Annotated in this window: 21 protein-coding genes; 9 read left to right on the top strand and 12 right to left on the bottom strand. The window is 62.9% G+C overall.

The window, feature by feature from the left end; genetic code table 11:
• Positions 1–149: 149 nt before the first annotated feature.
• From QRN04_RS12240 to QRN04_RS12225, 4 genes are all read right to left on the bottom strand, one after another.
• The gene (locus QRN04_RS12240; RefSeq protein ID WP_284976314.1) at positions 150–2291 is read right to left on the bottom strand and encodes a DEAD/DEAH box helicase; all 2142 of its coding nucleotides are present in this window, start codon (positions 2289–2291) and stop codon (positions 150–152) included.
• Between the two features lie 386 nt (positions 2292–2677).
• Positions 2678–3334, bottom strand: a complete 657-nt coding sequence (locus QRN04_RS12235) for an MOSC domain-containing protein (RefSeq protein ID WP_284976313.1) — start codon at positions 3332–3334, stop codon at positions 2678–2680.
• A gap of 9 nt (positions 3335–3343) precedes the next feature.
• Positions 3344–4018, bottom strand: a complete 675-nt coding sequence (locus QRN04_RS12230; protein ID WP_284976312.1) for a response regulator — start codon at positions 4016–4018, stop codon at positions 3344–3346.
• Positions 4015–5529, bottom strand: a complete 1515-nt coding sequence (locus QRN04_RS12225; RefSeq protein ID WP_284976311.1) for a sensor histidine kinase — start codon at positions 5527–5529, stop codon at positions 4015–4017. The genes QRN04_RS12230 and QRN04_RS12225 overlap by 4 nt, the downstream gene beginning before the upstream one ends.
• A gap of 124 nt (positions 5530–5653) precedes the next feature.
• On the opposite strand from QRN04_RS12225, the gene QRN04_RS12220 reads away from it, so the two are divergent.
• Both QRN04_RS12220 and QRN04_RS12215 read left to right on the top strand, forming a co-directional pair.
• Complete coding sequence (locus QRN04_RS12220) at positions 5654–5932, top strand: YciI family protein (RefSeq protein ID WP_284976310.1); 279 nt, start codon at positions 5654–5656, stop codon at positions 5930–5932.
• 78 nt (positions 5933–6010) lie between these two features.
• Positions 6011–7195, top strand: a complete 1185-nt coding sequence (locus QRN04_RS12215; RefSeq protein ID WP_284976309.1) for an acyl-CoA dehydrogenase family protein — start codon at positions 6011–6013, stop codon at positions 7193–7195.
• A 67-nt stretch (positions 7196–7262) separates the two neighbouring features.
• Here QRN04_RS12215 and QRN04_RS12210 read toward each other — a convergent pair whose 3' ends face one another.
• The 5 genes from QRN04_RS12210 to QRN04_RS12190 form a co-directional block, all read right to left on the bottom strand.
• Positions 7263–8603, bottom strand: a complete 1341-nt coding sequence (locus tag QRN04_RS12210) for an MFS transporter (protein WP_284976308.1) — start codon at positions 8601–8603, stop codon at positions 7263–7265.
• Complete coding sequence (locus tag QRN04_RS12205; RefSeq protein ID WP_284976307.1) at positions 8600–9133, bottom strand: winged helix-turn-helix transcriptional regulator; 534 nt, start codon at positions 9131–9133, stop codon at positions 8600–8602. Before QRN04_RS12205 ends, QRN04_RS12210 begins: the two co-directional genes overlap by 4 nt.
• Positions 9134–9269: 136 nt before the next feature.
• Entirely contained in the window at positions 9270–10433 is a 1164-nt protein-coding gene (locus tag QRN04_RS12200) for a cystathionine gamma-synthase (protein ID WP_284976306.1), read from the bottom strand.
• Between the two features lie 40 nt (positions 10434–10473).
• Positions 10474–11859, bottom strand: a complete 1386-nt coding sequence (locus QRN04_RS12195; protein WP_284976305.1) for a cystathionine beta-synthase — start codon at positions 11857–11859, stop codon at positions 10474–10476.
• Between the two features lie 89 nt (positions 11860–11948).
• Positions 11949–12341: a VOC family protein gene (locus QRN04_RS12190; protein ID WP_284976304.1), complete on the bottom strand. Its 393-nt coding sequence runs from the start codon at positions 12339–12341 to the stop codon at positions 11949–11951.
• Positions 12342–12472: 131 nt separating this feature from the next.
• On the opposite strand from QRN04_RS12190, the gene QRN04_RS12185 reads away from it, so the two are divergent.
• Positions 12473–13447: a DNA-3-methyladenine glycosylase family protein gene (locus tag QRN04_RS12185; protein WP_284976303.1), complete on the top strand. Its 975-nt coding sequence runs from the start codon at positions 12473–12475 to the stop codon at positions 13445–13447.
• A 41-nt stretch (positions 13448–13488) separates the two neighbouring features.
• Here the strand turns inward: QRN04_RS12185 and QRN04_RS12180 are convergent, their stop codons facing one another.
• Positions 13489–15165 (bottom strand): AMP-binding protein, encoded by a 1677-nt coding sequence (locus tag QRN04_RS12180; RefSeq protein ID WP_284976302.1) that lies wholly within the window; start codon positions 15163–15165, stop codon positions 13489–13491.
• Positions 15166–15247: 82 nt separating this feature from the next.
• Here QRN04_RS12180 and QRN04_RS12175 point away from each other — a divergent pair, with 82 nt between their 5' ends.
• A complete protein-coding gene (locus QRN04_RS12175; RefSeq protein WP_284976301.1) occupies positions 15248–15526 on the top strand; it encodes a putative quinol monooxygenase in 279 nt (92 codons plus the stop codon).
• A 28-nt stretch (positions 15527–15554) separates the two neighbouring features.
• On the opposite strand, the gene QRN04_RS12170 is transcribed toward QRN04_RS12175, so the two are convergent.
• Positions 15555–15932 carry a thioredoxin family protein gene (locus tag QRN04_RS12170; RefSeq protein ID WP_284976300.1) on the bottom strand — a complete coding sequence of 126 codons (378 nt, stop codon included), beginning with the start codon at positions 15930–15932 and terminating at the stop codon, positions 15555–15557.
• 143 nt (positions 15933–16075) lie between these two features.
• Between QRN04_RS12170 and QRN04_RS12165 the strand changes: the two genes are divergently transcribed.
• The 3 genes from QRN04_RS12165 to QRN04_RS12155 are packed head-to-tail and all read left to right on the top strand — an operon-like array spanning position 16076 to position 18550.
• Complete coding sequence (locus QRN04_RS12165) at positions 16076–16774, top strand: TetR/AcrR family transcriptional regulator (RefSeq protein ID WP_284976299.1); 699 nt, start codon at positions 16076–16078, stop codon at positions 16772–16774.
• Entirely contained in the window at positions 16771–17757 is a 987-nt protein-coding gene (locus QRN04_RS12160) for an ABC transporter ATP-binding protein (RefSeq protein ID WP_284976298.1), read from the top strand. The genes QRN04_RS12165 and QRN04_RS12160 overlap by 4 nt, the downstream gene beginning before the upstream one ends.
• Positions 17750–18550, top strand: coding sequence for an ABC transporter permease subunit (locus tag QRN04_RS12155; protein ID WP_284976297.1), 801 nt, complete (start codon positions 17750–17752; stop codon positions 18548–18550). The genes QRN04_RS12160 and QRN04_RS12155 overlap by 8 nt, the downstream gene beginning before the upstream one ends.
• Here the strand turns inward: QRN04_RS12155 and QRN04_RS12150 are convergent.
• Positions 18547–19092: an acyl-CoA thioesterase gene (locus QRN04_RS12150; protein WP_284976296.1), complete on the bottom strand. Its 546-nt coding sequence runs from the start codon at positions 19090–19092 to the stop codon at positions 18547–18549. The genes QRN04_RS12155 and QRN04_RS12150 overlap by 4 nt on opposite strands.
• Positions 19093–19220: 128 nt before the next feature.
• Between QRN04_RS12150 and QRN04_RS12145 the strand changes: the two genes are divergently transcribed.
• Together QRN04_RS12145 and QRN04_RS12140 are read left to right on the top strand one after the other, a co-directional pair.
• A complete protein-coding gene (locus QRN04_RS12145) occupies positions 19221–19442 on the top strand; it encodes a hypothetical protein (protein ID WP_284976295.1) in 222 nt (73 codons plus the stop codon).
• Positions 19443–19551: 109 nt separating this feature from the next.
• Positions 19552–20304 carry a potassium channel family protein gene (locus tag QRN04_RS12140; protein WP_284976294.1) on the top strand — a complete coding sequence of 251 codons (753 nt, stop codon included), beginning with the start codon at positions 19552–19554 and terminating at the stop codon, positions 20302–20304.
• Positions 20305–20442: the final 138 nt, after the last annotated feature.

Raw genomic sequence — 20442 nt, 5'->3', positions numbered from 1 at the left:
GGCATGGAACCTTAAACGCCGTCAGGGGGCCGGCCCGGAAGCCGACCCCCTGACGGGAACCACTAAGTCTTTACCGCTTAGCGGTGTTTACCACTTGCGGTGTTCACCACTAGCGGTGTTTACCACTAGCGATGTCTACGCAGCAGTGTTTACCACTTGCCCTTGCGGTTGAAATCGCGGTGGCCGCCTTCGCCGCCACTGCGGGGCTTGCGGGCACCGTCGCCGTGACCACCGAAGCGCGATCCACTGGCCTGGCCACGATCACGATCGCCATAGCTGCCTGCAGAGCGCTCTGAGCGGTCACTGTAGGAGCGTCCACCACGGTCAGCGGAGCCGCGCTCGCCCTCGGACTTGCGGAAGTCCTTCTTGAAGCCACCGGCGCCCTTGAAGTTACCGCCACCACGGTTCTCACGATCACCGTAGCCGCCACGGTCGCCACCGGGGCGGCGGCCGTTATCGAGCTCGAGGTTGATCAGTTCGCCGCCGATCCGAGTGCGGGACAGTGCGCGCAACTGCTCAGGGCTGAGATCTGCGGGGAGCTCCACCAAGGAGTGATCCGAGCGGATGTCGATGCCACCGATTTGTGCGGAGGAGATGCCACCTTCGTTGGCAATGGCGCCAACGATGGAACCCGGCATGACGCGCTGACGGCGTCCGACGGCGATCCGGTAGGTTGCGTTTCCTTCGGTAAGGGCACGGGTCGGCCCACGTGAACCGAAGCCGTCCTTGGAGCGCTCACGCTTCTGGTACTCAGGAGCTGCAGGCAATTCCTTGACCAGCAGGGGCTGTCCGCCCTGCGCCATGACTGCCAAGGCAGCGGCGATCTCGGCAGCCGGAACCTTGTGCTCTTCTTCGTAGGAAGCAATGAGATCGCGGAAAGCCGACACATCCTCGGACGCCAAGGTCTCGGTGATGCGTTCTGCGAACTTGCCCAAACGCAGCGTGTTCACGGTCTCAGCGGTGGGCAGGTGCATCTGCTCTACCGGCTGGCGCGTAGCTTTCTCAATGGAACGCAGCAAGTACTTCTCGCGCGGGGTCATGAACAGGATGGCGTCACCGCTGCGGCCTGCACGGCCCGTGCGGCCGATACGGTGCACGTAGGACTCAGTGTCGTGCGGGATGTCGTAGTTGATGACGTGGCTGATGCGCTCAACGTCAAGGCCCCGGGCCGCGACATCGGTCGCAACCAGGACGTCGATGCGGCCTTCCTTAAGCGCGTCAACAGTGCGTTCACGCTGCTGCTGCGGGATGTCGCCGTTGATGGCGGCAGCCTGGAAACCACGGGCCTTGAGCTTGTCAGCCAGGTCCTCGGTAGCCATCTTGGTGCGCACGAAGGCGATAACGCCGTCGAATTCTTCAACCTCGAGGATGCGCGTCAGGGCGTCCAGCTTGTGCGGGCCCATGACCTGCAGGTAGCGCTGGCGGGTGTTCGCACCGGTGGTGGTCTTGGACTTGACCGAGATTTCCGCCGGGTTGTTCAGGTACTGCTTGGACATGCGGCGGATCTGGCCGGGCATGGTCGCGGAGAACAGTGCAACCTGGCGATCCTCCGGGGTCTGCTGGAAGATCTGCTCAACGTCATCGGCAAAGCCCATGCGCAGCATCTCGTCAGCTTCGTCCAGCACCAGGTACTGAAGTTCGGACAGATCCAAGGAGCCCTTGGCGATGTGGTCGATGACGCGGCCAGGGGTTCCGACAACAACCTGTGCGCCACGGCGAAGGCCGGCGAGCTGCGGGCCGTAGGCCGAGCCACCGTACACAGGCAGGACGGTGAAGTCATCAATGTGCTTGGCGTAGGAGGTGAAAGCCTCGGCAACCTGGAGGGCCAGTTCACGAGTCGGAGCGAGGACCAATGCCTGGGTCTTGCGGGAGGGGCCGTTGAGGTCGTGCAGTTCAGCCAGGCGGGACAGGGCAGGAACAGCGAAAGCCGCGGTCTTACCGGTACCGGTCTGGGCCAGGCCTACGACGTCGCGGCCCTCAAGGAGCAGCGGAATGGTGGCAGCCTGAATGGGCGACGGCTTCTCGTAACCGACATCCTGCAACGCGGCCAGGACACGGCCATCAATGCCGAGCTGGGAAAAGAGAACGCCTTCTTCTTCCGAGTCTTCCGTCTTCTTGGCGGGAGCTTCGGTGGTTTCTGCAGCTTCGGCTGCAGGGGTCTCGACGGGGGCAGCGGCCTCGGTGAACTCGACGGCGGGAGCTGCAGTTTCGGGCGCTTCGGTGACGGTATCTGCTACATCAGCAGATTCTTCGTTCGTGGCCTCGAAGTTTTCGTTGAGATTTTCGGTCATAGGGGGAAATTTCCTCATCCATAGGGCATCGGCGCGGCCCGGTTGGGCTTGGCCGCAGTACTCATCGCTTGAACGGGGCAAGGTGCCCTGCTCTCGCAAGAAGTCCGGCGCTATCGCAATCCCATGGCAGGACTTCCCGCTGCATCTCTTGGCTGCTATCCCAGCAGTCTGTACAGCGTTTTCTTTAGCCGGCTCTCCCTATGCAAAATGCCCGCACACAGTAGCGGGCCCCAACACTTACCAGTCCTGCCTCAAGAATTGGGCAGGATAAAGGGATTTCCGGAGTGGGGGATATTTCAAGTGTAGGGCACGCAGGGGCATGACCGCGAGTTAACCACCGGAAACGCCCGGTGACATTCCCCACAGCGGTATTCGCACGGCAGGGACTAAAGGCCGCTGCGCCGCATGACTTTCGCGATCTCCGGGTGATAGTCCTCTTGGAGCCGGATTTCCCCATCCGCCTCGGCATCCAACAAGGCTTGGGCCAATTCAACGGTTGGCTCGGTAAACCACTGGCCCACCGTAATGCCGTGGCGCGGGACGAACGTGCGGTGAATGTGGTCCCCTGCCGAAATGGTGCCCGTCCTGATGACGCGCAGGTATGTCCCTACCCTGCCCGCCTCCGAGAAGCGCTTGACCCACTGGGGCTCCCCAAACACCCTTTGGAACGTGGCGCACGGCGTTCTGGGCGAGGTGACTTCCACCTCTACATCCAAACCAATCTTCCAGCGCTCGCCGATGACGGCGCCCGAGGCGTCGATTCCGGCCACCCTGAGGTTTTCGCCGAAGGCGCCGGGCAGGAGTTCCCTCCCGAGTTCAGCGGACCAATAATCCGCATCAGCCTGTGAATAGGCGTACAACGCCTGGTCTTCCCCGCCGTGGTGGATCCGGCTGGCTTGCACATCCCCGTGGACCCCCAGTTTGTGGACCTTCACCGGCCCTTCGATGGGACGCTTGTCGATGGCAGTGACACCGACACTCCCTTCGGGGTCGGGAAGCAACTGGTGGACCCGGCAAACGGCAAGAAGTGATGCAGCGCTCATGTGACCAGTCTAAGGATCAAATCTGTAGCCCATCCCTGCCTCCGTGTGCAGGTGTCGCGGTGCCGCAGGATCGCGCTCCAATTTGCGGCGCAGCTGTGCGATATAGACCCGCAGGTATTGGGTTTCCTTGGCATAGGCTTGCCCCCACACTTGGGTCAGGATCTGTTGCTGGCTTACCAGCTTTCCTTTGTTGCGGACCAGCAGCTCCAAGATGTTCCACTCGGTAGGAGTCAACCGGACTTCCGAACCGTCCTTGAGGATTTTCTTGCCGGCAAGATCCACGCTGAAATCAGCCGTTGCCAATGTTGGTTCTTCATGCTCGGTGACCAGGCGACGGGAGGCGACCCGGAGCCGGGCAAGCAGCTCATCCAAACCGAACGGCTTGGTCACGTAGTCGTCCGCACCGGCGTCGAGCGCTTCAACCTTGTCCTCGGATGCGTGCCGGGCCGACAACACGATAATGGGCATGCTGCTCCAAGCACGCAGGCGGCGAATGACGTCCACGCCATCCATGTCCGGCAGCCCAAGATCCAGGACAACGATCTTCACCGGCTGCGTGGACGCCAGGTTCAAGGCGTCAAAACCTGTCCCCACCGTCAACGCTCGATACCCATGGGCCTGGAGGGTAACTTGCATAGCCCGGGCAATCCGTGCCTCGTCTTCGACGATCAGCACCAACGTCATGGAAGCTCACCTCCGTGACCGGTCCACAGCGGCAGGGTGACCACCATGGTCAGTCCACCGCCCGGCGTCGGCTCCGCACCGAGGGTACCGCCCATCGCCTCTGTGAATCCCTTCGCCACCGCAAGCCCCAATCCAACCCCGCCGCCGGACAGCACGCTGGCCGAGGAATCATCGAGCCGCTGGAACGGCTGGAACATCGTGAGCACCTCATGGTGCGCCACTCCCCTGCCGTGGTCCGTCACGCGCAGCTCGCTCGCTGGCAGGTCACCGAGCGTTATTCCTGCCCCCGTCCGGGCGTTGAGGACAACATCGGAGTCGGGCGCGTACTTCACGGCATTTTCCGCAATGTTGGCTATCACCCGCTCCAGCATGCCCGCGTCCGCCTGCACAGGGGGAAGGTTCGGGGGCAATTCGTTGCGCAGCCTTCCAGCCGGAACGCCCCGAAGTGCCTCCGGAAGGATCTCAGCCCACGTGATGCCATCCAGCAACGGACTAACGGCATCGGCAGTGATCCTGGACATGTCCAGGAGGTTGTTCACCAAATGGTCCAAGCGATCCGCATAGTCCTCGATCGTTTCCAGTAGCTCCTGCTCAACATCGGGTGGAAAGGTCACGTCTTCCTGCCGCAGGCTACTGACAGCCAGCTTGATCCCGGCCAGTGGAGTTCTCAGATCATGCGAGACGGCACGCAGGATCGAGGTACGCATCTTGTTGCCCTCGGACAACCGGAGATTGTCCCGCCGGCTCTTGATCAGCTGCTGCCGTTCCCGCACCGCCACCACGAACGCCCCGAACGCCGCCAGCAGCCGCTGCCCTTGCGGTGAGAGGGGTCCGCCGCGCAACAGCAAGGTGTAATGGGGATCGACGACGGCGGTATGATCGGCGGCCGCGTGGGTCACCGGCGGATTGGGGCCGGCACTTGCCAGGACTTGCCAAGCCGGCGGCCCCGACCCGCTCTCCGATGCCTGCGCTGACGCTCCGAGCAACGTCACTGCTTCCATCCCCAACGTGCCGCTAATCTTCTCAAGGAACGATTCCAGGGTTCCATCCGAGCTCAGGATACGCAGGGCCAGCGCGCTCAGGGCTTTGGCTTCCGCCCCGGATCGTGCCGCGTCCTGGGCCCGGCGGCCGGCCAACCCTACGGCGAGCGCCACACCACAGGCCAAAGCGAGGAACACCACCAACGTGAAAAGCGTCGTCGGGTCCGCAACGGAGAGCGAACCCACGGGGTCCGCTGAGTAGTAATTAAGGAGAAAGCTGCCCAACACTGCCGCAACCACCGCGGGCCACAGGCCGCCTATGGCAGCGACCGTCACCGCAACCGCCAATTGCAGCAGCATGATCATGGCGAAGTTGCGGAAGGACATCACCGCAACCACCAGCTCGACGGCGGGCGGCAGGGACACCGCCAGGCAGAGGCCTCCAATGACGCGGGCACGCCCCATGCCCCGAACCGGCGGAGGCAACAATCCGCCGTCGAGGTCGTCGCTGTTTACCTGGGGTCCCGCCATGGCTACATCCTTACATGGTTCATCATTGTTCCTTGGCTCGCTTGTTCCTTGGTTCGCTTGTTCCTTGGTTCGCCATCTTGGGCTCGCGGCACCGCAAGTGAACTCTCGGACTACGATTCGTCCTATGGAAATCGTTGTCATGTACACCCTCGCCGAAGGCGCTGAGCGCTCCCGCGTCATGGAAACCTACCCGCGCCACAAGGCCTTCTTTGAAGCTTTCCGGGCAGACGGAGGCGGACTCCTGGCCCTCGGGCCGTTCCTTACTGCCGACCCTGCCGGGAGCTCCATGGGGATTTTCTGTTCCCGGGAGGATGCGGAAAAGTTCCTGGCCGGCGATCCGTTCGTCACCGAGGGACTGGCCGTTCCACGAATCCTTGAGTGGGAAGCGGTGCGCTTCAGCTAACCGTTCTCCCGCTTTCCTCCTGCTCCCGCCTTCATTGCGGCCGCGGAAGAGTGCAGGGCCAACGCCTAGGATGCTGGAATGAGCGATTCAATGACGAACACCTCCGACGTCCTTGCCCTCGATTCCTTGCTGACACCGGACGAGCTGGCCCTCCGGGACAAGATCCGGGACTACACCGCCCAGCGGATCCGGCCGAACATCGCACGCTGGTACGAGGACGCGGTCTTCCCTCGGGAGATCGCCCCGGAGTTGGGTGAGCTTGGAGTCCTTGGCATGCACTTGGAGGGCTACGGCTGTCCTGGGCGCACCGCCGTCGAATATGGTCTCGCAGCCATGGAACTGGAGGCCGGCGATTCGGGGATTCGCACGTTTGTTTCGGTGCAGGGCTCGCTTGCCATGACAGCCATCCACAAGTGGGGCTCAGAGGCCCAAAAGCAGCAGTACCTCCCACGGATGGCTGCCGGGGAGTTGATCGGCTGCTTTGCGTTGACGGAGCCGACGGCGGGTTCCGATCCGTCGTCGATGGTCACGTGCGCCCGTGAAACCGACGACGGCGGCTGGGTGTTGGATGGGGCCAAGCGCTGGATCGGTTTGGCGTCGATAGCCGACGTCATGGTGGTCTGGGCCAGGACCACTGGGGAGAATCCGGGCATCCGAGGCTTCCTCGTTCCGGCCGGGACCCCCGGCGTCGCGGCCACCCCCATCGAGCCGAAGCTTTCCATGCGCGCTTCCATCCAGTGCGATGTGACGTTCGACGCCGTGCAGCTGGGTCCGGAAGCAATCCTCCCCGCTGCGGCGGGACTTCGGGCGCCATTTTCCTGCCTTAACGAGGCGCGTTACGGTATCGCGTGGGGAGCCATGGGTGCAGCGCGCGACTCCTACGAGGCAGCACTCGAGTACGCCGGGTCCAGGCTCCAATTCGGCCGGCCACTGGCCGGGTACCAGCTAACGCAGGAGAAGCTGGTGAACATGCTCTTGGAGATCCAGAAGGGCACCATGGTGGCCCTCCACTTGGGACGGCTCAAGGATTCCGGGCGCCTCGAACCGCAACAGATCTCGCTGGGCAAGCTGAACAACGTGCGCGAAGCCATCAAGATCGCGAGGGAGGCCCGGACCATCCTCGGGGGCAATGGGGTTACCTTGGACTACTCGCCCCTGCGGCATGCAAACAACCTCGAATCGGTGCGGACGTACGAAGGCACGGACGAGGTCCACACTTTGATCCTCGGCCAGCACCTCACCGGCATCAACGCGTTCCGCTAACGTTGTGAGGCCCGCTCTGCAGGGAAACGCGCGGGTTTTGTGCGCAGAGCGGGCCTCACAACGGCAGTCAAGCGACGGGAACAGGGGTCCTTTTCACAGCGTCCTTCCGGATGGTGGCACTGATGACTGCTGCCACGGTACACATGGCCGCCGCGCCCACCCATGCGTAGTTGTACTGGCCGGTGGCATCGCGGACGTAGCCTGCGGCCAGTGCTGCCACGGCCGCGCCGAGCTGGTGGGCTGCAAAGACCCAGCCAAACACCACCGATCCATCAGCACCGAACACGGATCGGCAGATCGCCGCGGTGGGCGGCACCGTAGCCACCCAGTCCAGTCCATAGACCACCACGAAGATGATCATGCTTGGCTGCACCGATGAACTGAGCAGCAGGGGCAGCACCAGCAGGCCAATGCCTCGGAACTGGTAGTAGACGGCCAACAGGATTTTCGGGTTGAAGCGATCGGTCAGCCAACCCGATGCGATGGTTCCCACAATGTCGAACACTCCGACGACGGCGAGCAAGCCCGCCGCGGTGGTTTCGGGCATTCCGTGATCATGGGCCGATGGAATGAAGTGCGTGCCTATGAGTCCGTTGGTGGTGGCCCCACAAATGGCAAAGCCCGCAACCAGCCCCCAGAAGGTCCTGACTTTGCTGGCCCTCTTCAAGACCTGAAGGGCGCGGACAGCCACGTCGGGCGAATCTTGTTGAGCCGGGTCTTGGAGGGTTGCCGGCTCCGCCGATTCCCCTTCCGCCACGATCGTTGCGGCGGGTTCTTCCGCACCGTAAGGCAGGACGCCGACGTCGGCTGGTGAGTTCCTCAGCCACCGCAACACCAAGGGCACCACGGCGAGGGCGCCGGCGGCGATGAGCAGCGAGGCGCCGCGCCAGCCGGGATTCTGTGCCAGTGCGGCGATGAAGGGCAGGAAAACCAGTTGGCCGGCGGCGCTGCCTGCCGTCAGGATCCCGATCACCAGCCCACGGCTCTTTGCGAACCAGGTGTTGGCGATCGTGGCCGCGAAAACCAAGGCCATGGATCCTGTGCCGAGGCCGATCAGCACGCCCCAAGTGAGCAGGATCTGCCAAGACTGGTTGACGAATACTGTGAGCGCCGAGCCAAGACCGATCAGGCAGAGGGCCAAGGAGGTGACCCTGCGGATGCCGAAGCGTTCCATCAGGGCCGCGGCGAAGGGTGCGGTCAGCCCAAAGAGGACCAGGTTGATACTGACGGCGAGGGACAGCATCGTGGTGGACCAACCAAATTCCTGCTGCAGCGGGACCATGAGCACACCGGGCGCTGCACGGAAGCCGGCGGCCCCCACCAAGGCGAGGAAGGCGACCACAGCCACGGCCCAGGCCGGGTGGAGCCGACGGCGGGGGCGTTTGACTGTTTCCAGGGGAGCACTCATGCGGGGATCTCCGTTCCGAGGGCAGTTTCCCTGCGGGTTTCGGGCGGTGCGATGGCGAGGGGAACGGGCTGGTCGCTGCGTTTGAAGCTGTGCCAGCTCGTGTTTTCTGCGGTCAGGTGCGTACCGCAGTGGGAACAGGTATCGGCCGAGGTTGTTGGCCGCCCGCAATCGGTGTGGATCACCTTCATATGGGATACCTCGTTGGGGGCGTCCAGGTGTTTCTCGGCCCAGATGATGATGGCGTTCAGAACGGGCAGCGCATCCTGTCCCTTGGGTGTGAGGACGTATTCCTGCCGGGTACGGGCTCCGTCCCGGTAGGGGCGCTGGGCGAGGAGCCCGGCGTCGAGCAGCCAGCCCAAGCGCTTGCTCAGCACGTTGTCCGCCACCTCGAGCCGTTCCTTGATGGCATCGAAGCGGCCATTACCGAAGAAGATTTCCCGGAGGACCAAACTCCCCCATGGATCTCCGAGGACGTCGAGGCCGCGGGCAAGGCTGCAGGAGCGGGCAGACCAGTCAGATCGCAAAGGCATGAGCACAAACTAGCTGACTTTCCTAAAGAAAGCTAGACCTTACGGTGACACCTTTGACGGAAGAATCCGGACCGTGTTCGCCCTGCCTACCGGTGAGCGGCGAGCTGGACGAACAGGGTCCGGACTTCGGGCACGGCTAGCTGATCTTGGCGAATGCCTGTTCGAGGTCGGCGATCAGGTCTTCGGCTTCCTCAATGCCGCAAGACAGACGCAGGAGGTTGACCGGGACGGCCAGCTCCGTGCCTTTCACTGACGCGTGAGTCATCTCCGAGGGGTAGTTCATCAGCGATTCGATGCCGCCCAGCGATTCCGCGAGTGTGAAGACGGAGGTGGATTCAGCGACGGTGCGGGCTGCCGCCTCGCCGCCCTTGAACTGAACGGACACCATGCCGCCGAATTTCTTCATCTGCTTGGCAGCAAGTTCGTGGCCGGGGTGGCCCGGAAGCCCCGGGTACAGCACAGCCTCTACTTCGGGGCGTTGGAGCAACCACTCGGCCACAGCCTGGCCGTTCTCGCTGTGACGGTCCATGCGCACACCGAGCGTCTTCAGGCCACGGGTGGTCAGGAACGCATCCATCGGACCGGACACAGCGCCCACGGCAAACTGGATGAACCCGATCTTCTCGGCGAGCTCAGCATCCTTGACCACGATCGCGCCACCGACGACGTCGGAGTGGCCGCCAATGTACTTGGTGGTGGAGTGGACCACGACGTCGGCACCCAAGGCCAGCGGTGTCTGCAAGTAGGGCGAGGCGAAGGTGTTATCCACCACCAGGAGGGCACCGGCGTCGTGCGCTACAGCGGCGAGCGCCTCGATATCGGTGATCTTCATCATCGGGTTGGACGGGGTTTCAACCCACACCATCCGCGTCTTGTTCGCAGCGACGGCAGCGGCAACAGCGTCCAGGTCGGACATGTCCACGGGGGTGTTCCCGACGCCCCAGTCGCCGAGGACACGGCTGATGAGGCGGTAGGTACCGCCGTAAGCGTCGTTGCCCAGAACGATGTGGTCACCCGGACGCGCGAGCGCCCGGATCAGCGAGTCTTCGGCAGCGAGGCCGGAGCCGAAGGAGAATGCGGCCGTTCCGCCTTCCAAGGCGGCGAGCTGTTCCTGGAGGGCGTCGCGCGTCGGGTTCCCACCGCGACCGTATTCGTACCCGGAGCGCAAACCGCCAATGCCGTCCTGCGCGTAGGTCGAGCTGAAGTGCAGCGGCGGCACCACGGCACCGGTCCGCGGCTCGAAGGCTTGCCCGGCATGGACGGCGCGCGTGTTGAACCCGGCGTTGTTGTTGGCAGACATGGAAGCTCCTCTGTGTTCGTTGGACGGTTGGATCGGGCGCCTAGTTGCTCAGGTACGCCAGAAGGTCGTGGCGGGTCAGGATCCCCACGGGCGCTCCGACGAACGTCACCATCAGGGTATCGACGTCGGACAAGAGCTCGCGCGCGGCGGAAATGGTTTCCAGCGAGCCGATAACGGGCAAGCGGTCACCCATGTGCTCGGCGATCTTGTCGGTGAGCTTGGCTTCCCCGCGGAAAAGCTTGGAAGTGAGGCTGCGCTCGTCCACAGCTCCCAGAACCTCGCCCATGACAACGGGCGGCTCCTGTGAGAGGACCGGGATGTGCGAGACCCCGAATTCGTTCATGATGTTGATAACGTCCCGCACTGTCTCGTTCGGGTGGATGTGGACCAGGTCCGGCATCTCCCCCGTCTTGGACTTGAGCACTTCTCCCACGGACGCTTCCTCGCCGCCGGAGAGGAAGCCGTAGGAACGCATCCACTGGTCGTTGAAGATCTTGGCAAGATAACCGCGGCCTGAGTCCGGCAGGATCACGACAACCACCGCGGACTCGTCCAAGTCCTTGGCTGCCTCAAGCGCGGCAACCACGGCCATGCCGGAGGAACCACCGACCAGCAGGCCTTCTTCGCGGGCGAGCCGACGGGTCATGGAGAACGAGTCTGCGTCCGAAACCGCAATGACCTCATCCGGGACGGAGGCGTCGTAGTTGGCGGGCCACATGTCCTCGCCTACGCCTTCCACGAAATACGGACGGCCGGTTCCGCCTGAGTAGACAGAACCTTCCGGGTCGGCGCCAATGATCCTGACGGGGCCGCCGTCGGACGCTGCCCGGTCTGCCGAAACCTCCTTGAGGAAGCGCCCGGTGCCGGTGATGGTGCCGCCGGTTCCCGCACCGATGACCACGTGCGTCACCTTGCCGTCAGTGTCCCGCCAGATTTCAGGACCCGTTGACTCATAGTGGCTGCCCGGGGCCGCGGGGTTGGAGAACTGGTCCGGTTTGAAGGCACCGGGGATCTCCTTGACCAGGCGGTCCGAAACGCCATAGTAGCTCTGCGGGCTGTCGGGGGCGACGGCGGTAGGCGTCACCACAACTTCGGCGCCATAGGCAGCGAGTACAGCGCGCTTGTCCTCGCCCACCTTGTCCGGCACCACGAAAATGCACCTGTAGCCCTTTTGCTGGGCGACGAGCGCCAGCCCTACTCCTGTATTGCCCGACGTCGGCTCAACGATGGTTCCGCCCGGCTGGAGCCGGCCGTCCCTCTCCGCATCCTCGATCATCTTCACGGCGATCCGGTCTTTGATGGATCCACCGGGATTGATGTATTCGAGCTTCACCAAGACGGTTGCTTTGATCCCGTCGGTGACGTGGTTGAGCTTGATGAGGGGCGTATTGCCGATGAGGTCCAACACGGACTGCGCGTACTTCATAGGTACAAAGCTACCGCCTGACCGCTGACAGTTTTCTCCCCGGCTTTCTCCCCGGCTTTCTCCCCGGCGGTGACGTCACAGTCCTCGAGCTAGCTGCCCGCGCTTTCGTCCGACTGCCAAACGCCCAGGATATTGCCCTCGGTGTCCTTGAAGTAGGCGTAGTAGCCCATGCCGGGAATGGTTTCCTTGCCTTGGACCACCGAACCTCCGGACGTTTCCACCTGGCCAAGGGCAGCATCGACGTCGTCCACGTCAATGGTGAGGATTGGCGTCTTGAGGTTATCCGTGCGTGGGAACAGCGCACCGTTGATGGCGCCCGGCTGGGTGGGCATGCCCGTCTTTTCATCAGAAGGCGTGGTCATCGCGATCGTGTACTCCATGCCTTGCATCGGGCTGAGGTTCCAGCCGAAAGCACTCTGGTAGAAGGTGTTTGCCCGCTCCGTGTTCTCCGTGGGAATCTCGAAATGCACTATTCCGGCCATGACTCGCACTCCTGTTTTAGAGGGTTGAGGCACGGCCCTCCCGCGCCACATTCGGGAGTCTAGCCCTGTAGGGCCATCACTGTAAGAGGTCCCCTTGGTGGAATGTCGGCCAAGCGTGGGACGATGAAAACATGACCATCGCAGAGGCCCCGTCACGTGTTGCTGCGGCAGCAGATGCGGCCGTCCGGTGGCATCCGGGCAGCCCATTCCGCTTGGACCAGACCCTCTTCCCGCTGATGCGCGGAGCTGCGGATCCCTCCTTTGCCAAAGACTCCGCCGGCTTTTGGATGGCCTTCACAACACCCTCCGGGCCCGTGACGCTCCGGCTCTCCTCCGCTGGCGTTGCCGCCGATGCTTTCGTCGATGCGCAGGCATGGGGCCCCGGTGCGGCTGACGCCGTCGCCGGCGTTCCCGGGTTGCTGGGCGCGGGAGATGATTGGTCGGCCTTTGACGCTCCGGACTTCCACGCCACCCTCCCCCGAATCGTCAGGGAAGCACGACGCCGGAACCTGGCAGTGCGGTTACCCTCCACCGGCCGGATGGTTGACTCACTTGTGCCCACCATCTTGGAGCAAAAGGTCACCGCCCTCGAGGCGAGGCGGGCTTACCGGTACTTGATGTACCGCTACGGAAAACCCGCTCCGGGCCCAAGGACGCCCATGGGACTCCTGGTACCGCCCACCGCCAGCGACTGGTTGGCCGTTCCGTCCTGGGAATGGCACAAAGCCGGAGTTGGACCACAGCGTTCGGCCACCGTCATGCGGGCGCTGCGGAGCGCCGTCGCGCTTGAACGGCTCACTGCCCTGGACTCGACCCAAGCCGGCGAAAAACTGCAGACCATTCCCGGCATCGGGATCTGGACGGCCGCGGAGGTGGTGCAGCGGACACATGGATGCCCTGACTCGATCTCTGTGGGCGACTACCACCTGGCGGCCTATGTGGGCTACGCATTGACCGGCCGGAAGACCGATGACCCCGGCATGCTCCAGTTGCTGGAGCCTTGGCGCGGGCAACGGCAGCGGCTGGTGCGGATGCTGTACCTGAGCGGTTTCCGCAAGCCCACGTTCGGACCAAGGATGACGGTCCAGGATCACCGCGGCCACTAGGACACAGGTCTACAGGTCTACAGGTCTACAGGTCTACAGGTCTACAGGTGCAAGCGGGCCACGGCTTCCTCGCGCATGTCCACTTTCCGCACCTTGCCTGAGACCGTCATGGGGAAGCTCTCGCGGACATCCACGTACTTGGGAATCTTGTAGCGGGCCAACTTGCCCTGGCAGTATTCCGCAACATCCTCGGCAGTGATGCTGGGTGCGCCGGGTTTCAGGATGATGCAGGCCATGAGCTCCTCGCCGTACTTCTCGTCCGGGACGCCGATCACCTGGACGTCCTGGACGGAGGGATGCAGATACAGGAATTCCTCAATTTCGCGCGGGTAGATATTTTCACCGCCACGGATCACCATGTCCTTGATGCGCCCTTCGATAACGACGTACCCGTCCTCGTCCATCCGTGCGAGGTCCCCTGTGTGCATCCAGCCTTCGCCGTCAATCGCTTCGGCGGTCTTGTCCGGCTGACCCCAATACCCCTGCATCACCGCATATCCGCGCGTGCACAGTTCCCCGATAACGCCGCGCTCCACGCCTTCCCCCGAGCCCGGATCAACAATACGGCTCTCCAAATGCGGCATGGTCCGGCCCACGGTGCTGGTGCGTTGTTCCAACGTGTCGCCGTCGCGGGTCATGGTGGACACCGGCGAGGTTTCGGTCATCCCATAGCAAATGGCCACATCCACCATGTGCATCTCATCGATCACCCGGCGCATGACCTCGATGGGGCACAAGGAGCCGGCCATGACGCCGGTCCGCAACGTTGAGAGGTCATAGGAGTCGAAGTCCGGCAAGGCGAGCTCGGCGATGAACATCGTGGGCACGCCGTAGAGGGACGTTCCGCCGAAGTCCTGCACCGCTTCCAATGCCGCGGAGGGGCTGAATCCGCGGCTGGGAATAATCGTTGCCGCTCCAAAGCTCAGTGCGTTCAGGTTTCCGATCACCATGCCAAAGCAGTGGTAGAACGGCACAGGTATCACCACACGGTCGTGCTCGGTGTAGCGCAGCAGCCGCCCGATCGAATGCCCGTTGTTGAGGATATTGTGGTGCGTCAGGGTGGCTCCCTTGGGGAACCCCGTGGTGCCGGAGGTGTATTGCAGGTTGATGGGATCGTGCGGATCGAGTTGCGCCATGCGCTCGCCTACCGCCGAGAGCCCGACGCCGTCTGCTCGGGTCAGGAGCTCGCCGTAGGTCAGTTCGTGGCCGGCTTCCGGCACGCCTTGGACCAGTCCGAGCTCCGGTGCGCCGGGGAGGAAGACCAGCTCGCGCAACTCCGGGCAGGTCCCGGCGACTTCCCTGGCCATGCCCACGTACTCGTTGTTTTTGTCCGATGGAGCGGTCACCAACATCCGCATCCCGTTTTGCTTCACCACAAACTCCAGTTCGTGGCTCCTGTACGCGGGATTGACGTTGACCAGGATCGCGCCGATCTTGGCAGTGGCGTACTGCAGGATGGTCCATTCGGCGCAGTTGGGACTCCAAATGCCGACGCGTTCGCCCTTGCCCACCCCCAGGGCCAGTAACGCTCGGGCGAGGCGATCGACGTCGTCGTTCAGTTTTTGGTAACTCCAGCGGCGGGCGTCCCCTCCCGGCGATGCCGCTGCTTCGATCAGCGCGTCCCTTAGCGGAAACTGGGCGGCAATCCGCTCTAAATTGGCGCCAATGGTTTCATCGAGCAGCGGGACGTCAGTGTCTCCGGCGGTATAGGACAACATGACGAAACGCTACCAAGCCGGGGCCCGCAACAGAACAGGCGGCAAGACATCACGGCCGTGTCGCGCAGGTAGGGTGGATGCCATGAGTTCACCCATTGACCTGCAGGCCACGTTCATTCCCAACGACGGCGAGTTCTTCCGCGTGAAGCTTGCCCTTGAAATCGCGATCGACGAGGTCGTCAACGAGCCCGGCTGCATCCGCTACGAACTGACCGAGGCCACTGAAGAGAAGCTGGTGCTCACTGAGCGCTGGGAATCCGAGGAACTCCTCGACAAGCACTCCAAGGGCATCGCCGTCCAAGACCTGAATGAATCGCTCAGCGCCCTCTTGGCCGAACCGGTTCAGCTGGTCCGTCTCTAGTACCTAGGTTCCGCAATACCGGGACTCGCTAGCTTTCCTGGGATTCAGCGCGGCTCTTGGCAATGTGGGCGTGGACCTCGTCCATGTCCAAGCCTTTGACGGCTTCGATGACTTGCTCCAATTGCTGGCCGTTAAGGGCGCCGGGCTGGGAGAAGACCAGCACCTTGTCACGGAATGCCATGAGGGTGGGAATGGATGTGATCCCCGCTTCCGCTGCAAGCTGTTGCTCAGCTTCGGTATCCACCTTGGCGAAGACGACGTCGGCGTGCTTCTCCGACGCCGCGCCGTACGTGGGCGCAAACTGACGGCAGGGGCCGCACCAGGCAGCCCAAAAATCCACCAGGACAATGTCATTGCCCTCGATGGTCGATGCGAACTGTTCTCCGGTGATGTCAACTGTGGCCATGGTTCAACGGTACGCGCCCGTCTTGCCGATGTCCCACGCGGGAGCCCGTTGTTCGCTTCCCGCGTCACGCGGAATAAAAGTGCTGCACACCCGATTTCCGCTGACCCTTGCCGCTGATTGAACAAGTGTTTAGTATATAAAACATGCGTTCAACGGTGGAAGATCTGACGACGAGGGCCCGCATCCGGGATGCTGCGATCGCCCTCTTCGGCCGCGATGGTTTCTCCCGCGCCACGGTACGCGCAGTGGCCGCTGACGCAGGTGTCAGCCCCGGATTGGTGATCCACCACTTCGGCAGCAAAGAAGGACTCCGGCAAGCGTGCGACCAGCACGTCCTTGCCCAAACCGCCAGCCAAGGCAAGGAAAAAGCGGACCCGTCCTCAACAAGGCACCTCATCCAGGACTACCTGAACCATCCGGGTCAATATGCGGACGAGATCGCCTATATCCGCCGCTCGCTCGGCGATGAGTCCGACGCCGGAGACGCTTTCTTCGACGCCGTCGTGGACCAAACCCAAGGGATCATTGAGGCCGGCATCGAGGCCGGCACCATTCGGGACTTCGAAGATGTCCGGTCTACAGCGGTGATCATTGCCTCCAACAGCCTCGCGATGCTGGTCCTGGGGCGGCACCTCTCCCGGGCGCTGGGCACCGACTCCGGCCCAGGCACTGAGGCCAGCGAAACCGGGGGCATCAGCCCGGACCTGCTGCGACAACTGACCCTCCCGGCCTTGGATATTTACACCCACGGCTTTTACGCAGATGCGCGTTTCCTGGACGCGGCCCGGGATGCCCTGCAACACAACAACGCAACCACCCAAGGAAGGGAGCATGCCCCGTGACCCAGGCAATCGTCGTCGAAGGGTTACGCAAGAGGTTCGGACGCCGGGAGGTGTTGCACGGGCTGGATTTCGCCGTGGAACCCGGAACGGTGTTCGGAGTCATCGGCCCCAACGGCGCGGGTAAGACCACCACCATGCGCTGCCTCCTGGACATCATCCGGCCCAGCGCGGGAACTATTTCCGTCCTCGGGCAGGATCCGCAACAGGGCGGGATAGCGTTGCGCCGCAGAATCGGATACCTTCCCGGTGAACTGCACCTGGAGAACAGGACCACGGGGCGCCGCATGGTAGAACACTTCGCGGCTATCAGCGGTCCTGTGGATCCCCGGTACGTCGAGGAACTCGCCGAGCGCCTTGGCCTGGACCTGGACCGCCAGACCCGGAAACTGTCCAAGGGCAACAAACAGAAGCTTGGCCTCCTGCAGGCATTCATGCACCGCCCCGAGCTGTTGATCCTCGATGAGCCCACCAGCGGCCTGGATCCGCTGGTCCAGCAACAATTCCACGCCATGATCGGCGAGGCCATGGACCGCGGGGCCACCGTCTTCCTCAGCTCGCATGTGCTCAGTGAAGTGCAGTTGACTGCCGACGCCGTAGCGATACTGCGCGACGGCGAAATCGTCACCATCTCCACTGTCGAAGCCCTCAGGACTGCAGCGGTGCGGCAGGTCAAGTTCACTGCCGCCGGAACAGATGCGCACGACGTCGGCACGCTGCTGGCCCGGGTGCCGGGCGTGGACAATGTGGTGCTGCGGGAATCGCCACCGAGCGGTCACACCGGCAAATCGGTGGAGGCGAGAGCCACACTGTCAGGGCAGGTTCAAGGACTCGTCCAAGCATTGGCCCACCTCAATCTCAGCGAACTGGTCCTGGAAGAACCGGACCTCGAGGAAGCCGTGTTGACCCTCTACGCAAAGGGCTCTCCGAGCCGTGAGAATACCCCGAGGCCGTCCAGCGTGCGGGAAGGAGCCCACCATGCCTAGTTACTTGCCTCTGTTTACCAAAGCGCTGACCGATTCCTGGCGCTCCACCCTCGGCTGGGCCCTGGGCCTCACAGCGGCCTGCATGCTGTATCTGCCCATCTTCCCCTCCATTGGCGGCAGCTCCCAGATGCAGGACCTCATCAATGCCCTGCCCGCAGGAATGACCAAGGCGCTGAATTATGACCAGATCGCCACCGGGCCCGGCTACACACAAGCCACCCTCTTCGGGCTCATCGGCTTCCTGCTCATGTCCATGGCCTCCGTCAGCTGGGGCGCAGGTGCAGTGGGCGGGGACGAAGAGTCGGGGCTGTTGGAGTTGACCCTCGCGCACAGCGTGACCCGGATCCAGGTGGTCTGGGAACGTGCGTTGGCCCTGCTGGTCCGCGTCGCGGTTCTCTCCGCCGTAGTCTTCCTCTTAGTGCTGGGACTGAACGGCCCCTCGCAACTGAAGATCGACGTCGGCCATCTTTTCGGCGCGACGGTGCTGTTCGCCTCCTTGGCGTTACTCAGCGGTACGGCGGCGCTGTCCTTTGGCGCGCTGACCGGGCGCAAGGTTTATGGCATCGCAGCCGGCGCGGCCGTCGCGGTTATCGGGTATGTCTTCAATGCGGTGGGGCGGCAGAGCCCCGATGTCGGATGGCTCCTCAATCTATCGCCCTATCACTGGGCATACGGCAACTCGCCGGTGGCGAACGGGGCTGATTGGGGAGCCGCGACCGGACTGCTGGGGATCTCCGCTGCCCTCATCGTTATTGCCGCTCTGGCGCTGAAACGACGGGATGTGGGCGTCTAGCTCCAGTCATGAGGCGCGGAGCGACGCGCCCCGGGGAGGGCGTTGTTTCCGCGCCACTCGTGAATCCATGCGGGAAGTTCCAGATCCGCGGGAGGCGCCCCGAACTCCTGGATGATCTCTTCTTGGGTGACCGGTTTACCCTTGCTGACCAAACGCGTGGCAATGTGCGCACGCGCGTAAATCTCCCCCTCCACCACCATGCGCTGCTCAAAGTAGATCGCTTTGGTGTCCAGCCCGATAATCCGGGTTTCGATGCTGTACTTCTGCCATAGCTGCAGGGACTTCCGGAACGCGATGGTTTCACCGGCGGCCACAGGAGTCCAGCCGCGCCTGCGCATACGCCGCCAGATGCCGCTGCGCACCATGAGATCGAAGCGCCCCAGGTCCATGAGGGAGAAATACATGCCGTTATTGACGTGCATGGCGATGTCGATGTCCGTGGGGAGGACCCTCAACTCCAACGACGACGGTTCCCACACGCCCAGCGCGGACCGTTTGCTGGAAGTGAACAACAACATGAGGGTGCGAAGAAGCAGGTGCATGCAGTCATGTTACCGGTCGGTAACTTGATCCGGAACTTTCTTCGTTTACCCCCGGTTCATAAATTCCGTGCAGAATGTCTGGAACTCGTATTAATCCTGGGACATACGCCGGCATTCAAGGAGGACCTTTGAGCACGCTTCAGACCGAGAGAGGCCACGCGGAAGTGTGGCCCGAACTCGCCCGACACCAGGACATCGTGCTCTGCGACGCGCGTGGCAACCGCATCGAGGGCACCATCGACGGCATGACAGAGGACCGAAGCACCCTCTGGATCCAACTCAAAGGTGGGCTGGGGCGCCAGCTGGTACACCACTTGGACGGATATTGGCTGGAGCTTCCCGTCGCCTGACAGGGTTGGGCTGGCTGACAGGGTTGGACCGGGTGACAGGGTTGAACCGGGCAAGGGGTTGAACCGGGCAAGGGGTCACGCTTCAAAGAGCAGTGACTAAAATTCCCCTATGACCCAAGCGCGATACCGGGCCCTCGTCGAATGGCCCCTGATGGCCACAGCCCTGATCTTCCTCACGGCTTATGCGTGGCAAGTCATCGGCCGGGTGGAAGGGCCCGCCGGCACGCCGTTCGAGATTGTGCTGTGGATTACATGGGGCATTTTTGCCTTGGACTACTTCATCAACCTCTGGCTTGCCGAGGACCGTTGGCGGTGGTTCATCCGGAACCTGCACGAACTCCTGATTGTGGTGCTCCCCTTCTTTCGTCCACTCCGGCTGCTCCGGTTGGTCACCCTGCTCTCAGTCCTGCAGCGCACAGTCGGCGAGTCGCTAAGGGGACGCGTCGCAACATACGTCGCAGGGTCGGCTTCCATGCTGGTCCTCATTGGCGCATTAGGGGTGCTTGATGTGGAGCAAAATGCTCCAGGCGCAAAGATCCTCAACTTTGGGGATGCCGCCTGGTGGGCCATCACCACCATCACTACCGTCGGCTACGGAGACCTCTATCCGGTAACGCCCATCGGCCGGATAGTCGCTGCCGCCCTCATGATGAGCGGCATCGCCGTCCTGGGTATCGTCACCGCAGCCATTGCTTCCTGGCTCGTTCAGCGGATCGAGGAGAACGCCGAGGGTGTTGCAGCGGCGGCGGAAGAAAAGCTGGTTGCCGCCGAAGAACCTGTCCGGGCTGAACTGGCGGACCTGATCATCGAGATCGCCGCCCTGCGCAAGGAAATCGCCGAGCTCCGAAAAGCCCAAGGCTAACGCGACGATAATCCGGAATTCGACGCAGCACAAAAAATCCCCGGAACCAGTGGTTCCGGGGATTTTTCTTGGGTGGCAGATGAGGTGTGTAGTTTCACGACATAGTTCACACGTGAGTCGGGACATCGTTCTCAGGTG

The organism is Arthrobacter sp. efr-133-TYG-104 (genome assembly GCF_030208915.1).
GTDB lineage: Bacteria > Actinomycetota > Actinomycetes > Actinomycetales > Micrococcaceae > Arthrobacter.
Note: the sequence above shows the minus strand (reverse complement) of the source record. Positions and strands in the feature narration are given on the sequence as shown.